Source organism: Rhodococcus ruber NBRC 15591, from assembly GCF_001894945.1.
Classification (GTDB): Bacteria; Actinomycetota; Actinomycetes; order Mycobacteriales; family Mycobacteriaceae; genus Rhodococcus; species Rhodococcus ruber.
The window spans coordinates 61,289-76,443 of sequence record NZ_BCXE01000037.1 but is presented as its reverse complement, the minus strand read 5'-3'; the positions used below and the strand labels follow the sequence as shown (position 1 = coordinate 76,443).

At 65.4% G+C, this 15,155-nt stretch carries 13 protein-coding genes; 9 read left to right on the top strand and 4 right to left on the bottom strand.

Annotated elements, in window-relative coordinates; genetic code table 11:
* Positions 1-26: 26 nt before the first annotated feature.
* The 7 genes from RR3_RS22595 (at position 27) to RR3_RS22565 (ending at position 7,017) form a co-directional block, all read left to right on the top strand.
* A complete protein-coding gene (locus RR3_RS22595; RefSeq protein ID WP_010593350.1) occupies positions 27-839 on the top strand; it encodes a PaaI family thioesterase in 813 nt (270 codons plus the stop codon).
* Positions 840-887: 48 nt separating this feature from the next.
* Positions 888-1,160, top strand: coding sequence for a WhiB family transcriptional regulator (locus RR3_RS22590; protein ID WP_010593351.1), 273 nt, complete (start codon positions 888-890; stop codon positions 1,158-1,160).
* A gap of 148 nt (positions 1,161-1,308) precedes the next feature.
* Entirely contained in the window at positions 1,309-2,289 is a 981-nt protein-coding gene (locus RR3_RS22585) for a quinone oxidoreductase family protein (protein ID WP_010593352.1), read from the top strand.
* 106 nt (positions 2,290-2,395) lie between these two features.
* Positions 2,396-2,923 carry a MarR family winged helix-turn-helix transcriptional regulator gene (locus RR3_RS22580; protein ID WP_010593353.1) on the top strand — a complete coding sequence of 176 codons (528 nt, stop codon included), beginning with the start codon at positions 2,396-2,398 and terminating at the stop codon, positions 2,921-2,923.
* A gap of 210 nt (positions 2,924-3,133) precedes the next feature.
* Positions 3,134-4,288 carry an acyl-CoA dehydrogenase family protein gene (locus RR3_RS22575; RefSeq protein WP_064065744.1) on the top strand — a complete coding sequence of 385 codons (1,155 nt, stop codon included), beginning with the start codon at positions 3,134-3,136 and terminating at the stop codon, positions 4,286-4,288.
* Positions 4,289-4,315: 27 nt separating this feature from the next.
* Positions 4,316-5,113 carry an SDR family NAD(P)-dependent oxidoreductase gene (locus RR3_RS22570; RefSeq protein WP_010593355.1) on the top strand — a complete coding sequence of 266 codons (798 nt, stop codon included), beginning with the start codon at positions 4,316-4,318 and terminating at the stop codon, positions 5,111-5,113.
* Positions 5,114-5,349: 236 nt separating this feature from the next.
* The gene (locus RR3_RS22565; RefSeq protein WP_064065743.1) at positions 5,350-7,017 is read left to right on the top strand and encodes an AMP-binding protein; all 1,668 of its coding nucleotides are present in this window, start codon (positions 5,350-5,352) and stop codon (positions 7,015-7,017) included.
* A 125-nt stretch (positions 7,018-7,142) separates the two neighbouring features.
* On the opposite strand, the gene RR3_RS22560 is transcribed toward RR3_RS22565, so the two are convergent.
* The gene (locus RR3_RS22560) at positions 7,143-8,138 is read right to left on the bottom strand and encodes a helix-turn-helix transcriptional regulator (RefSeq protein ID WP_234420111.1); all 996 of its coding nucleotides are present in this window, start codon (positions 8,136-8,138) and stop codon (positions 7,143-7,145) included.
* Positions 8,139-8,287: 149 nt separating this feature from the next.
* Positions 8,288-9,445: a LuxR C-terminal-related transcriptional regulator gene (locus tag RR3_RS22555; RefSeq protein WP_010593358.1), complete on the bottom strand. Its 1,158-nt coding sequence runs from the start codon at positions 9,443-9,445 to the stop codon at positions 8,288-8,290.
* Between the two features lie 265 nt (positions 9,446-9,710).
* Between RR3_RS22555 and RR3_RS22550 the strand changes: the two genes are divergently transcribed.
* Together RR3_RS22550 and RR3_RS22545 are read left to right on the top strand one after the other, a co-directional pair.
* Positions 9,711-11,012: an MFS transporter gene (locus RR3_RS22550; RefSeq protein ID WP_010593359.1), complete on the top strand. Its 1,302-nt coding sequence runs from the start codon at positions 9,711-9,713 to the stop codon at positions 11,010-11,012.
* Positions 11,013-11,038: 26 nt separating this feature from the next.
* Entirely contained in the window at positions 11,039-12,052 is a 1,014-nt protein-coding gene (locus RR3_RS22545) for an Rv3169 family protein (RefSeq protein ID WP_010593360.1), read from the top strand.
* A gap of 162 nt (positions 12,053-12,214) precedes the next feature.
* On the opposite strand, the gene RR3_RS25045 is transcribed toward RR3_RS22545, so the two are convergent.
* Both RR3_RS25045 and RR3_RS22535 read right to left on the bottom strand, forming a co-directional pair.
* Positions 12,215-13,297, bottom strand: coding sequence for an acyl-CoA dehydrogenase family protein (locus RR3_RS25045; protein WP_234420216.1), 1,083 nt, complete (start codon positions 13,295-13,297; stop codon positions 12,215-12,217).
* A gap of 192 nt (positions 13,298-13,489) precedes the next feature.
* Entirely contained in the window at positions 13,490-15,148 is a 1,659-nt protein-coding gene (locus RR3_RS22535; protein WP_010593362.1) for an AMP-binding protein, read from the bottom strand.
* Between the last annotated feature and the right edge of the window lie 7 nt (positions 15,149-15,155).

Here is a 15,155-nt window from a genome sequence, read left to right as displayed (position 1 = left end):
GACACCGCACGTCCGTCAGGAGAGCCATGACCACCGACAACCCCACCGCGCTCCGATTCTTTTCCACCGGCGCCGAAAGACTGTTTCGAGTCGCCGACGTGACCGGGGACGACACCAACGGGTACACCGAAATGGTCACGGGGCCATGGCTTGCCGACGAACTCGGACGACCGTGCCGAGGAACTCTCGGTGTCGCGATGGACGACGTGATGGGACATCTCGTCAATGGAATGACCCCCGAAGGATTCTGGGCCGTGAGCACCGAAATCCATCTCGACTTCGTAGCGGACCCACCGGTCGACGGATCGGTTCTCCGCGCCGAGAGCTGGGTTCTCGGTCGAGGGGCGCAGACGGGGCTGGCCGGTGGTCGGGTCGTCGACGCGCACGGCCGTCTGATTGCGTGCGGGTCCACCCGCCTTCAGACCGTGCCGCTCACCGACCCACCGGGCGCACCCGTGGTCTCCCCCGACGACCTGGACTCTCGACTCCGTGCCCACTCGATCATCGACCTGCTGGGGGCAGAGCACGCGCGGGGGGCCAATGGGATCGAGTTCGGCCCGTCTCCGACGCTCGCGAATCCGATGGGCAACATCCACGGCGGTGTGCTCCTGTGCGCCTCCGAGATCACGGGTTCGGCCGCGCTACCCACCGACGCGGAGTTCCGCACCACCTCGATCCACATCTCGTATCTGCGCCCGTGTCCGTCGGACGAACCCGTCACCTTCGCGCCGAAGGTTGCGCACCGGGGTCGCAGCCTCGGGATCGTCGAGGTCTCCAGTCGCACCACAGCCGGAAAGACGTGCACCACCGCCACCATCACCTGCAGTGCGGTCCACTGACCGGCGGAGGACACCCCTTCCGACCCGCAACAGCCCCAGGGAGTGCTCATGACAGCCTCGGTCGTCGTCGCCGTCGCGGACTGGCAGCGGGACGGCCGCTGCCGGGATGCGGACCCCTCGCTGTTCTTCGGACCGGAGAACGAATCCGGTCACGAACGAGCGCTGCGCGAAACCGAGGCGAAGCGCGTGTGTCAGCCATGCCCCGTGCTTCTCCGATGTCGACAGCATGCACTGGCCCACTTCGAGCAGTACGGCATCTGGGGCGGCCTGACCGAGATCGACCGCAAGCGACACCGACGACCGCTGTGGAGATCCTCGTAGCCAGCGGGGGTGAGGCCGGAACGAACCGATCCCGACGGCGCCCACCGGCTCGTCCCTCGGATCGGCGCCGGTGAGGAGCGCGGCCTGCCCGTCGCCACAACGCAGGGGTGTGCAGTATCGTGCAAATGGTACGACCGAAAGGATCTTTATGGACGCCGTGGTGATGCAGGAGTTCGGGGGACCCGATGTCTTGAGGTGGCAGTCGGTCCCCGATCCGACAACCGGCCCGGGGTGGGTCACCGTCCGACTGAAGGCCGCCGCACTCAATTGGCACGACGTCCTGGTGCGACAGGGCAAATACTCGTCACCCCTGCCCCACATTCTCGGCGCGGACGGCGCGGGTATCCGCACGGACACCGGCGAGGACGTCCTCGTGCTCCCGTCGCTGTGGTGGGGCGATCGTGAAGCGGCCCCAGGGGCGCAGTGGGAGATCCTCGGGGATCACCAGCGCGGCACCTACGCCGAGTTGGTCCGAGTCCCGAAGGACTGCGTCGCTCCCAAGCCCCGCAACCTCACCTGGGAGCAGGCCGCTGCACTGCCCCTGGTCGGACTCACCACGTACCGCGCCCTGTTCACACGCGGCCGACTCCGCGCCGGCGAAAACATCCTGGTTCTCGGCGCCGGTGGCGGCGTCGCGACCATGGCCGTGATGCTCGCGGCCGCCGTGGGTGCGCGCGTCACCGTCACCTCCTCGTCCACCTCCAAGATCGCGCAGGCGCAAGAGCTCGGTGCGACGAACGGCGTGTTGTACACCGACCCGGCATGGCCGGACGCCGCGCGCCGACTCTCACCCCGCGGCCGGGGCTTCGATCTCGTCCTGGATTCCGTCGGGACGTGGGAACAGTCCGTCGCAGCATTGCGGCCGGGTGGTCGATTGGTCGTGCTGGGGGCATCACGCAGCGAACGCGCCACCCTCGACGTCCGCCCGTTCTACTTCGGGCAGTACGAACTGATCGGGACCACGATGGGCAGCCCGCACGACTTCAGGGGCCTGTTACGTCTGCTGGACGCCGAAACCGTTCCCCCACTGCCCATCAGCGCGGTGTTCCCTCTCGCCGAAGCGGCCGCCGCACACAAGCACCTCGAACAGGGAAGCGGGTTCGGGAAGATCGTTCTCTCGAACAGCTGAGAGCCGTTCGCACGCCGGCAGTCCATGCCCATGTCGCTATCATCGAATCCCGATACGACCGGCTGTCGGTCCGAGACGCGATTCGGCGACGACGAGAGGACGCGCAGTGGCGAGTGAACGGCCGGCCCCTGCCGACGACAGCCGCGACGTGATCGACTGGATGCGCGCCGAGTGGACGGAACGGCGGGATTCGGGCGAACTGGAATTCGCCACTACGATGGCCCTACTGCGTACGCACCAGTGGATCGTCCGCGCCATGGATCAGGAACTGCGCTCGCTCCGATTGTCACGCAACGCCTACCTCATTCTGACGTCGCTGCAACTCTCCGAGGACCGAACCCGCCCGCTCGGAAAGCTGAGCAAGTACCTCATGGTCCATCCCACCACGGTATCGATGGCCGTCGACCAACTCGAAAAGGCCGGCCTCGTCGAACGCCACGCTCATGCGACGGATCGCCGGACCGTTCTCGCCACTCTCACCCCAGCCGGCATGGACGTGGTCGAGGAAGCGAACGATCGACTCGCCGGCGCCCGGTTCGGTCTCGCCTCGGTCGACACCGAGACACTGGAATCCCTGATCGCACACCTGCAGCTCGTCCGCCGCGCCGTCGGCGACATCGAGACCGGCCACTGAGCGACTGAACCTTTCGCGGCAGTAGCAGTCGTGTGCCGCGCTTCTCCGGCTCCCGCCCCACACCCCTTGCCAGAACAACTCTATCGACCTACTATTCAAATCTAGAGTTCTTTCCCGGCAGGGAACAGGTCCACCCGCCTTCACATTGCGCGTCAACGCTTCCCTCGCCGTGATCACCCCCGATCGAATCACGCACAGGAGCACTCTCCGATGGTTTCCTTCGCATTCACCGACGAGCACGAGGAGTTCCGAAAGACGCTGACAGCGTTCAGCGACCGCGTTCTCCTCCCCGGCTACCGCGACCGAGCAGCATCGACGGACTTTCCCTTCGACATCCTGAAGAGACTCGGCGACATCGGCCTACTGGGCATCGGGCTACCCGAGCAGTACGGCGGGACCGGCACCGAAGATCCGATTCTGCTCGGAATCGCCACCGAGACTCTCGCATACGGCGACGTGAACATGGCATCGGCTCCCGTACAGATCGGTCTGGTCGCCTCCCAGCTGGCGCTGTGCCGGGACGAGGTCCAGGAGCGTTACCTTCCACCACTGATTCGCGGCGAACAGACCGTCGCCATAGCCTTGACCGAGCCGGGGTCCGGATCCGACGCGAGCGCCCTTCGCACCACCGCCACCGCCGTGGCGGGCGGGTGGCGCCTGACCGGTGAGAAGACCGCGATCTCGTGGGCGATGAACGCCACCGCGGCACTCGTCTATGCCCGCGAGCCCGGATCGGAGCGGGCGCGGGGCGTCAGCTGCTTCGTCGTCCCGCTCGACGCGGACGGAGTCACCGTCAGCCACATGCCGGGCATGGGTTGCCTCCCGCTGGGCTGGGGAAGCATCCACCTGTCCGACGTCTTCGTCCCCGAATCGCATCTCGTCGGCGAACTCGGCAAAGGCTTCCACTCGGTCATGGAGCATTTCGACTTCAGCCGTGCCGCCCTCGGGCTGATGTGTCTCGGAGCCGCGAAGCAGAGCCTCGAGGAGGCCGCCGACTACGCCCGGCATCGGGAAACCTTCGGGCATCCTCTCTCCGAACACCAAGGCCTCGCATTCCAATTCGCAGAACACGCCACCTACCTCGAGGGTGCCCGCTGGATCTGCTATCGGGCGCTGTGGCTGCGGGAAACCGCTCAACCGCACACCGCCCTCGCGTCGATGAGCAAGTGGTGGCCGCCCGTCGTGGCCAAGAACGCGATCGAGTTCGCCATGCGGGTCCACGGAAACCTCGGTTACTCGACCGAATCACCTCTGCAGCAGAGATACCGCGACGTCACCGCCTACCTCGTCGCCGACGGCACGGCCGAGATCCAGAAGCGCGTCATCGCCAAGGACATCTTCGCCCGCGGCACGGTATCTCTCTGACCCACCACTCCCGAACGGAATACACGAATGAGCACGCCTGACATTGCAGCACCGAAGGAACTGAAGGACAGCAGCGCCCTGGTCGTGGGAGGCACAGCCGGAATCGGCCTGGCGACCGCCGTGGGCCTCGCCCAGTCCGGGGTACCGCGGATCATGATCGTCGGTCGCGGATCGGAACGTGGAGCTGCTGCCCGAGAACGTATCTCGTCCGCCAACTCGTCGTGCGACGTGACCTTCCTGTCCGCCGATGCGACCACCGTCGACGGCGCCGCGCACATCGCGTCCGAGGCCGAACGGGTCCTGGACGGCGTCGACATCCTGGTCTCCACGACAGCCGCCGACACCCGGCCGGAACTCTTCGCGAACATCCCCACCGACGACATCGCACGCATCTTCAACCAACTCGCACTGCCGTGCATGTACCTTGCGAGCGAAATCGTTCCGCACATGTCGGCAAGGAAGTCCGGGGTGATCATCAACGTCGCCTCGGATGCCGCGAAGACCGCCACGCCCGGCGAAGCGGTCATCGGAGCAGCCAAGGCGGCGATCGTCATGTTCACCCGAACCCTGGCTATCGAAGCCAAGCGCAACGGGATCCGAGTCAACGTCCTGACCCCGTCACTGGTCGCCGGAACCGGCTCGACCGAGCGGATCACCTCCGACGGATTCAGCGCCAAACTGTTCGCCAAGGCCGCCCAGCAGGCCCACCTCGGCGTCCCCGAATCCGAGGACCTGGCAGCACTCGCGGTCTTCCTCGCCTCCCCCGCCGCACGGCGGCTCACCGGACAGGCGATCAGCGTCAACGGGGGGATATCCGCGGCCTGAAAATTACCTCCGAAGCGAAGACTCGACCCTGTTTCACCATCAACCACGCCGCTGGGGGTAGGGCGCGTTTGCGCCACTCCCGGCCTCTCATCCCATCGGGGCAACTTCTTCCCCCTCGAGGCTGAGATCGCGTCCGAATCGTTCTCTTCCCCATTCCCGGTCGACATCATGGTTCGACTGACAACTTCGGCCCGCTTCCGCCCTGCGGAGGGGCACCTGAAAGCAAGGATCCGCACATGGACGTCGTGGAGCACAGACGGGCAATCCTTCCCGAGGACCGCTACAGCGCGAGCACTCTGCACGCGTTCCGCTCGAACGGCTACTGGCGTGACGAGAGCCTGACCGAACACGTCGACCGCTGGGCGGAGGTCGACCCGGGTTTCGTCGCCGTCACCGACGGCTATGCAGCGCTCACCCGCAGCGAACTTCGCGCACAGGCGTACCGACTGGCGGCGTCTCTGAGAAGACTCGGAATCTCCGCTGGCGACCGGGTGCAGGTGCAGCTGCCGAACTGGAACGAATTCGTCGTCATCTATGTGGCCGTGGCCCGGATCGGCGCCGTTCTGGTGCCGACGATGCCGGTTTACCGACATGACGAGGTGCGCTACGTCCTCGAGCACTCCGGTGCCAAGATCTCCTTCGTCACCGAGGAGTTTCGCAAGTTCCGCTATGCCGACATGTTGACCGACGTCCGTCGGGAAGTGCCCGGCCTCGAGCACGTCGTCGTCGTACGCGGGGCGGTAGGCGTCGGAGAGCTCTCGTTCGATTCGCTGATCGCCGGCAACCATGTGCCCGGTAACGACGAGCTCGGATCGCCACCGTCGGCCGATGCCGCCCACGCGATCATCTACACCTCCGGGACGGAATCACGTCCGAAAGGTTGCCAGCACACGTTCAACACCCTGTCCTTCACCGTTTACGGTCTCGGTCGTGAGGTGATGGGCCTGAATTCCGACGATGTGGTCTTCATGCCTTCCCCGGTGACGCATGCGACCGGGCTCGCCGTGGGCGTGGCGACACCGTTGATCCTCGGAAGCGGAATTCACCTTCTCGACGTGTGGGAGCCCAACGAGGGACTTCGACGTATCGCGGAGTACAGGACGACCGTCAGCATGGCCGCGACGCCGTTCCTCCAGATGGGGCTCGGGGCGATCGAGGCCGGCGCAGTTCACGACCTGAGCTCGATGCGACTCTGGGTGAGCGCCGGGGCCCCGATCCCGGAAACCCTACTGCGGAATTGGAAGGCGGCGCTCCCCGATTGCACCCTCCTTCCGGTGTACGGCAGCAGTGAGGGACTCCTGGTGACAGCCGTGCGCATCGACGATCCCGTCGAGAAGGTGCTCTCCTCCGACGGGCGGGCCTTCGACGGCGTCGATCTCGAGGTCCGCGACGAAGAGGGGACCGTCCTGCCGGCAGGCGAGGAAGGTCAGATCTTCTACGGAGGACCGGGCATCTTCCTCGGATACTGGCGTGATTCCGAGCGCACGGCCGCGTCGGTCGACGGCCGTGGGTTCCTCGCGTCCGGTGATCTCGGCCGCGTCGATGCGGACGGCTATCTCCGGGTCACGGGACGAATCAAGGACCTCATTATCCGTGGAGGCATGAACATTTCGGCACGGGAGGTGGAGGAGCACCTCTTGGCGCATCCGCGGATCGTCGCGGCAGCTGCGGTGTCGATGCCCGACGCCCGCCTCGGCGAGAAGGTGTGCGCCTTCATCGTCGTCAACGACTCCGCGCCGACTTTGGAGGAGGTGGCCGACTTCCTCCGGAACGAACGCAAGGCCATGATGCAGAAGATTCCGGAAAAGCTTGTGGTTGTGGATCAACTCCCTACCACCGCGACCGGAAAGATCCAGAAGTTCCTCCTCCGCAAGCAGGCAGCCGAATCGGTTACCGACGCCTGATCGGCTACCGCCGCCCGGGGCGGCTCATCGGGAGCCGGCCTCGGACGGCAGGCCACGAAGGAGTTGTGCACTTCGAGATCGCCGGCCACCGCGTATCTGTCCGTCAGCGAAAGGATTCGAGCTGCCTACCGCGAGCCTGTCATCTCGAGGTAGCGGTAGATGGCTTCGGACCGATTCATCGCGCCCAGTTTTCGGAGAATCTTCTTGACGTGTGTCTTCACCGTGAAGATGCTGATCACCAACTCCTCGGCGATGTCGGCGTTGGACGCACCCCGGACAACCAATGCGAAGACCTCACGTTCACGAGCAGTCAGAGAGCCGAGCGCCGGGATATCCAGGTCTTCGTTCGAGCCCCCCGCCGGCGCGACGGCCCACCGAGTGGAGTTCTCGTCGACGAAATGCACATCGGCATGCTCGAGAAGCTCGGCTTCCCTGGCTTCCTGCTGCAATCGTTGGATTATCAGGTTCTTCTGTTCGCTGAGGCGATCGGCGAGCATCAGCCGTTCGAACAGCGTTCCGGAACTTCGCGCGAATTCGCCGACCACATCGCGTACCACCGCGTCCAACGCTTCACCGGTGGTGCGGCTTCCGTGCACGAGCCCGATCACACCGGTCGACACGGCGATCGGAGCCACCACGTACGAGCTCGAGGCGAGCATCTGCGCAGCCTCCTGCGTCGGTCCGACGTCGGTGCCCGAGCCGGCGAGTACCGCCGACCGTGTCTCCCAGGCCCTGCCCTCGGCCGATTCGGAGGTGAGGGGTAGGGCGTGCGGCAACTGGAGTACCTCCTCCGTCCTTGACGCGCTGTAGAGTTCGAGCGCTGTCCACGTTCCTTTGTGTACCTCGGACAACAGTATTCGGTCGAGGTGGGCGGTGTGCGCCACTTCTCGGCAGATGAGTTTGCGGAGACCGGCGACCGACTCGGCTCCGCGAAGACGACGGATCGCGCCGGCGAAGTCGTGGGGCGAGAACGCATGTACCGGTCCGGAATGCTCCGTGCGGATTCGCCGGCGCAAGTCCTGGAGGTCGACGATGAGGCGACCGAGTGCCCGTTGCCGCTCCGGGTCGAGGTCGGCAAGCGCGGCGAACGCAGATTCGGTGGCTTCGTCCAGCAGTGTCATTCGAGTGTCGAGTGAATCCGACCGAGTCGTGCAGGGACGCGGACCGACGCCGTAGGTGTTCCGGAGATGGTCGAGGAGGGCGATCACGGCGTGTGACAATTCGCGGTCGACGGCCGCCCGGGCGGCTCTTTGCCCCTGAGATTTCTCCTTCATCGCGGTCGTCGAGCCTGGCTCGAGTAGAGAGCAGCCGCGGCAGCGCGCGTAGGTGCGTGCAGCTTCTTGAGTACCGCTTTCACGTGCGATTTCACGGTGCCCTCGGAAATGACCAGTGCTCGGGCGATCTGGCTGTTCGTTGCTCCGGTGGCGAGATGGGAGAGGATCTCGCGTTCGCGGGGGGTAAGTACCGAGGCCAGTTCGACCACATGGTGGTCGTCGGGCTTGCCAACGGCACCGTCCGCCGGACCGTCGGCACGGCGGGAGAGAATCGCGTCGGCCTTCGAGATCCGATCGAGCATGGCCTGAGTTGCGTCGAACGACTTCTCGATCCGTGCACGCTGTAGTTGTAGCCGATGCTTCAGAACGGCCTGTTCGTAAATGATCGCCAGGATGGTTGCGAACGTGTCCAATCGGTCTCGATCCCCCGGGTCGAGCGCCTCGGTCGAGCCAGGACGATCGGCATGGAGCAGCCCGATGACCTTTCCCCCGGACATGACCGGCGCAGCGACGTACGCCGACGTCCGGGACGCACTGACCATCTCCCTGTGTGTGCGGTTGTCATCGGCCGGGGCCGCAACCAGCGCCGGAACCCGTCGACGTACCAGCTCGGTTTCCAGAGGTGCCTCCACCAACGAGAGTTCGGCGGAGTCTACGTAGTCGGAGAAGTCGAGGGGGGAGCCGTCGAGTTCGGGCCGCAGATAGAGGCGGCGCGGCTGCCACCGAGTGCCCGATACCGCGGAAATCAACGAGCGTGCGAACGGCAACGCGGTGCAGACGATCTCTGGAGCCGACTCGATGATCTCGCGCGGCGGAAGCTCCCGAAGTTGGAGTGCCGCGTCGTGCACCTCGACCACTTCGGCGACAGGACGAATCGCCTCGGCCTTGGCGAACTGCTCCTCGAGGTGTTCGATGCGGACGAGAACTCGACACGCGTCCTCGATGTCCGTTCCGGTCACCCGTCCCTCGGTCAGCGCCCTGGCGAGTCGACGCCGTGCCATGGCCAGCGACACCGACAGCGCGGAAGAGCGCATGTCGCAGGTTCGGTCGCCCAGCAGTTTGCCGGCCGTACCGAGGCACTCGGCGGCTCGCTCTACGAGATGCGTGAAGTCATCCGACTCACCTTCGTCTCGCATCCCGACCTCGTTGTCCACGGCACTCCCACCTCTTTGTGATTGAAATCACCGATCGATGGTACCCAGACGGGGACCTACAGTCCAATGGTATGACCCATCGCTCACGGGATCACGCTGCGCCGCACGTGCAGCACGCTGTCGCCCCGCCCGCTCATCCGAACACTTTGGACTGTCCTTTACATTGGACTGTCCGTATGCTCTCATCGTGTGACGGAGACCACGCCTCGTGGATTCGTGCGCAGCATCGCCGCCCCGACCACCGATATCAATCACAGGAGCTTCCATGAGCGCAGTCGGCACGACTGGGTTGCAGGCGCCCTCGCGGCACTTGAACCGCTGGTGGTACGTCATCACCGGCTTTGTCACCCTGTTGTTCGGCACCAGCACGGTCAACGTTCTGTTCAACGTCCTCGGCAAGCCCATGACCGAGGAGTTCGGATGGGACCGCAGTGTCATCGCCAACGGCTTGTCCCTCGAGACGGTGATGGTCGGAGTCAGCATCGTCATCCTCGGCTTCCTCATCGACCGCTACGGTCCGAAGATGCCTTCGGTACCGATGGCCTTGGCGTTCGGAATCGGCCTCATGCTGATGTCCGCACTTCCGAACAACGAAATGCTCTTCTTTGCCCTCTGCATCGTGATCGGTGCCGGCGCGGGCGCCGTGAACCCGGTGGCGCACTCCACCGTGGTCAGCGCGTGGTTCCAGGATCGCCGTGGCATGGCGCTGGGCGTCCTCATGGCCGGTCTCGGCGCCTGCGGGGTACTGATGCCCTATCTCGCGAACTGGGTGTTGGGTATGGGCGGCTGGCGCGTCGCCTTCCTCGTCATCGGCGCCGTGTGCACCGTAATCCCGGCGTCGGTCTACGCATTCGTCACCCGGATGCCCGCCGAACACGATGCCGAGCGCACGGCCGCACGTCTGCAGGGCCGGATGGCCGGGGAGTCCCTCCTCACCGTGGCGCGGAAATATCGACAGTTCTGGCTGCTCTCCGTCGCGATCTTCGTGGTGTCCTCGGCCACCTTCGGTCTGATGTCGCAGGTCGTGCCGATGACCACCGACAAGGGCATCAGCCAGGGGACTGCCGTTTCCATCCTGTCCGTACTCAGCCTGGCGTCGATCTCCGCTCGTCTACTCGTCGGCTATCTGCTCGACCGGTTCTACGCTCCAGTCATCGGCTCGATCATCTTCGCTTTGTGCGCAGTCGGAGTCTTCCTCATGATCACCTCGTCGGAGATCGGCCTGCTCTTCGTGGGTTCCCTGCTGATCGGCCTGGGTTTGGGATCCGAGGGCGACCTCGCCGCCTACATGGTGAGCCGATACTTCCCCAAGCACTCGTACGGCCGCGTGCTGGGATTCATCTACTTCCTCTACGCCCAGGGCGCGGCATTCGGCATCTTCCTGCTCGGACAGATCTACGGCGCCACGGGCTCCTACCGTGCCGGCGCGATACCGATCATCGTGCTGGTCGGCATCGGCATCGCCTGCCTGCTGATGATGGGCTCCTACCGCTTCACCCTCGACCACAAGCAGGTCGACGCTGCTGATGAGGCCCAGGAGACAATGACATCACCGGTTTCCAACTGATAACCCGTCGACCAGAAGGAGCACGAATGACCGACGGATTCCACGACGCCTTGGTAACCCGGGCCACCCCGGACATGCCGGAGAAATTCTTCGACCGGTTCATGTTCAATCTTCATCCGGACGGCAGCACCGCACCGTCGGTGATCCTCGGTGCCGGAGTCTATCCGCCGCGCAACGTCGTAGACGGCTTCGTGGTGCTGACCACCGGGTCCGAGCAACGCAACCTCCGCTTCTCCACAGAGCACAACACCACCGACGCCGCGTCCGTCGGACCCCTGCGCTGGGAGACCGTCGCGGACAACACGGCGTGGCGAATCCAGCTCGACGAGAACAAAACCGGACTCGAACTCGACCTCCTCTGGCACGCCCGGGCGCCCTACTGGCTCGGGTCGGTGGATGTGGCGAACACCGACGGAAACGTCACCTCGTTCGACCACCTCTTCCAGCCCGGCCGCTACGAAGGCACGCTCACGTTGGACGGCACCACCACCGATGTCGCCGGATGGTACGGACTGCGGGACCGCTCCCGCGGAGTACGCACCATGTCCGGAGGCCAGGGCCTGCACATCTGGTACCAGGCCCAGTTCCCGGACCGCACGTTCGGATTCCTCCTCGTCGAGGGCCGAAACGGCGGACGGATCCTGCTGGAGGGCGCCGTCATGCACGACGACGGCCGACTCGACGACATCACCGGCGTCCGGCACAACCTGGCGTTCACGGCAGGCAACGACCTGACCAGCGGCACCGTGGAGATCGTGACCGCCGCCGGCGCGACCTACCGCCTCGACGCCGACGCCTCGGCCGGCGGTGGATACATGGCCGGTGGCGGTTACGGCGGACACCACGGAAAGGTTCGCGGTCGCGACTTCGAAGAGTTCGACGTCTATCCCCTCGACGGGACGGTGGGACCGACGACTCTCGACTCCGCCCTGACGGACCGATGCTGCACGTTCGGCTGGAACGGACAGACCGGATACGGCATTTTCGAATTCGCCCTGTCGCGGTCGTCGTCGTACGCCTACCGCCCCTCCTTGGCGTAACACGCCGAGCCCGTGACTACCCCTGCGCCTATCTGAGGGTGCAGGGGTAGCCCAGGGCGGAATCACGTTCAGACTCGAGCTCGCATCCGCACCATGAGATCGGCAGGCCCGGCCATTCGGGTCCCCCTTCGCCTGTCGGTAGGTGATGGACACTCGACGAACTCACTGTGTCGCGGGCGCGGGGCGGGCCGCTCCTCTCTGCCACGACGAGGCCGCGTCGCTGCCGCGCCTCTCGTAGGGAACGAAGTCGGTCCCATACTTCTCCCGCATGATGATGATCTTCTGGATCTGTGCCGTACCGTCGGCGATCTCGACGGACATCACATCACGCAGGCGTTGCTCGAACGGAAGTTCCTGCGAGTAACCGTAGTTGCCGTGCAGGAGGAGACATTCCTTGACCGCTGCGCTCGCGACGAGCGGGCCGTACCACTTCGCCATCGCCGCCTCGATGGTGTGGGGCAGACCGAGGGAGCGTTTCTCGAGCGCCGCGTAGCAGATCATCCGCGCCGCCTCGACCTTGGTGAGGTGTTCGGCCATGGGAAACGACACGCCCTCGAACTTCGCCGGCGGAGCACCGAACGCCGTGCGCCGGCGCACGTACTCGGCTGTCTCGTCGAGGGACGCCCGGGCCGCGCCGAGTCCGGTCAGTGCGAGCAGCGGCCGAGTGAAGTCGAACCCGTTCAGCACGCGGGAGAACGCACGGCCTTCGAGGCCGATCAGGTTCTCCGGTGGCACCTCGGCTCCGTCCAGATGCAGGACCCCGCGACCGAGGATGCCCCATCCCGTATCCGCAACCGTCGACGTGGCAATGCCACGCGCATCGAGCAGCACCAGGAACGTCGACACGCCGGCATCCTTGCCGTCCCGGATGGTCCGTGCGGCGAGGATGATCGCTTCCGCGTCGGCGAGCATGGTCACCGACGTCTTCTCGCCGGAAATGGCGTACCCATCTGCGGTAGCTCGCGCGACGGTCTTGATGTTGGCGGCGTCGGATCCGGTCTCGGGTTCCGTCGAGCCGAACGCGACGTACGTTTCACCCGCAATCAGGCGCGGCAGCCACGCCTCGGCGATCGTCTCGGATGCGTGGTGCCGGATCAACGTGCTCATCAGCATGACGGGGATCGTGATGTTGGCGACGTTGAAGTCCGCGTAGGCGAGTTCCTCGACGGCGACGCCGGCCGCAACAAAGTCCTCCCGCTCGAGAGGGTTGTACCCCTTCCCCGCGAGCAGACCGTTGAGTCCCAGGCCGGCGATCTCGCGATGCAGATCCCATGGGAACGTGGCGGATTCCGTGCACTCGAGATACCGGGTGCCGGGCGTTTCGCCGCGTAGGCCCGCACCGCGTCACGGATCCCGCGCACATCGGAGTTCAGCAACTGTGTCAAGGTGTGGTCCTTCCGCCGGTCACGGGTCGGTTCTCGGCCGCGGCGGACGTCGTCACGACACCAGATCGGCCGAGGACTGCTCGGCCGCGTCGCCCTCGGCCATCGGTGCCGCGGTCAGCGTCCCGGCGGCGATCTGTTCCTGCACACGGAACTTCTGGATCTTGCCCGACGGGGTCATGGGAAGGGACCGGGTGAAGTACCACAGGGCGGGCGTCTTGTGTGCGGCGAGCCTTTCGCGGAGCCAGGACTTCAGCTCCGCCGCGCTGGGGGGCGAGTCGGGGTCCTTCACCCGTACGACGGCGCCGATCTGTTCACCCCATTTCTCGTCCGGCACACCGATGATCGCCACCTCGGCGACGGCGGGATGCCGGTAGAGCAGTTCCTCGATCTCGCGGGGATAGATGTTGAGGCCGCCCCGGATGATCATCTCCTTGAGACGACCGGTGATCTGGAGGAACCCACGGCGGTCCATCACACCCAGATCGCCCATGCGCAGCCATCCGTCCGCATCGATGGTGGCGGCAGTTTCGTCGGGCATGTCCGAGTACCCGAGCATCACCTGGTAGCCGCGACAGCACACCTCGCCCTGCTCACCGACGGGAACGACCTCGTCGGAGAACGGATCGACGATCTTGACCTCGAGTTCCGGCAGCGGCTGTCCCACCGTGGTCGCCTGGTCGACGACATCGTCCGTGATCCGCGTCTGGCTGATCACTCCGTGCATCTCGCTTTGGCCAAACAGGATCGTGAAGTTGCAGTCGAGTTCCTGGGTCACCCGTTCGACGAGCGCCTCGGGTACTGCCGCCGCGCCGGACATGACGGTGTGGATGCTCGACAGGTCACGCGTGTGCCGGTCCGGGTGGTCGAGCAAAGCGATGAGCATCGTAGGCACCATCAACGAGTGGGTGCCCCGGCAGGTCTCGATCATCTCGAGCATCGCGGCCGGCTCGAAGGCCGGCAGGATCACGTAGGTTCCATGGACGGCGAACGTACCGAGCTCGGTGACGCCACCGCCCCCGATGTGGTACATCGGCATGGCATTGACACACACCAGCGGGTCTGTCCGGCCGGCCCGTTCGAACACGAACGCGGCCTCGTTGACAAGACCTTTGTGGTGCAGCAGTGCGCCTTTCGGGAATCCGGTGGTGCCCGAGGTGTACTGCAGTTGCACCGCGTCCGTCGGCGCGACGGCCGGGAACTGCGCGTTCGGATCACCCGTACGCACGAACTCGGCCCACTCGCTGCCGGACACCACTGTGTGCAGTCCGGGCAGAGTCGGCCGGACCTCGTCCAGAATCGCGGACAGATCCGCACCGCGATAGGACTCGCGGAAGAAGAGACCGGCTGCCTCGGACTGCCGCAGGATGTATTCGAGTTCGTGTGCGCGATACGCCGGATTGATGCCGACCAGCACCATGCCCGCCATCGCGATGGCCTGGTGCAGGATCACCCAGTCGGCACTGTTGGGCGCCCACACCGCGATCCGATCCCCGGGGGAGAAGCGTGTGAGCAACGCGTGGGCCGTCGATTCGGTGTCGGCGAGCAACTGGCGGTAGGTCCATTCTCTCCGGTCCGCCGGGTCGGCAACGCCGTCGACGAGCGCGACGCGGTCGGGAACGGTCGCGGCCCCCTCCCGAAGAAGATCACTGAACGTGATGTCTCGAATGCCCGTGCTCGTGGCCGCCGGCCAATAGGACATCTGTAGCGACATGGTGTGC

Coding starts and splice junctions, on each gene's coding strand:
- RR3_RS22550 (WP_010593359.1), top strand. CDS start 9,711: ATGAGCGCAGTCGGCACGACTGGGTTGCAGGCGCCCTCGCGGCACTTG.
- RR3_RS22595 (WP_010593350.1), top strand. CDS start 27: ATGACCACCGACAACCCCACCGCGCTCCGATTCTTTTCCACCGGCGCC.
- RR3_RS22565 (WP_064065743.1), top strand. CDS start 5,350: ATGGACGTCGTGGAGCACAGACGGGCAATCCTTCCCGAGGACCGCTAC.
- RR3_RS22585 (WP_010593352.1), top strand. CDS start 1,309: ATGGACGCCGTGGTGATGCAGGAGTTCGGGGGACCCGATGTCTTGAGG.
- RR3_RS22545 (WP_010593360.1), top strand. CDS start 11,039: ATGACCGACGGATTCCACGACGCCTTGGTAACCCGGGCCACCCCGGAC.
- RR3_RS22560 (WP_234420111.1), bottom strand. CDS start 8,138: ATGACACTGCTGGACGAAGCCACCGAATCTGCGTTCGCCGCGCTTGCC.
- RR3_RS22535 (WP_010593362.1), bottom strand. CDS start 15,148: ATGTCGCTACAGATGTCCTATTGGCCGGCGGCCACGAGCACGGGCATT.
- RR3_RS22575 (WP_064065744.1), top strand. CDS start 3,134: ATGGTTTCCTTCGCATTCACCGACGAGCACGAGGAGTTCCGAAAGACG.
- RR3_RS22570 (WP_010593355.1), top strand. CDS start 4,316: ATGAGCACGCCTGACATTGCAGCACCGAAGGAACTGAAGGACAGCAGC.
- RR3_RS22590 (WP_010593351.1), top strand. CDS start 888: ATGACAGCCTCGGTCGTCGTCGCCGTCGCGGACTGGCAGCGGGACGGC.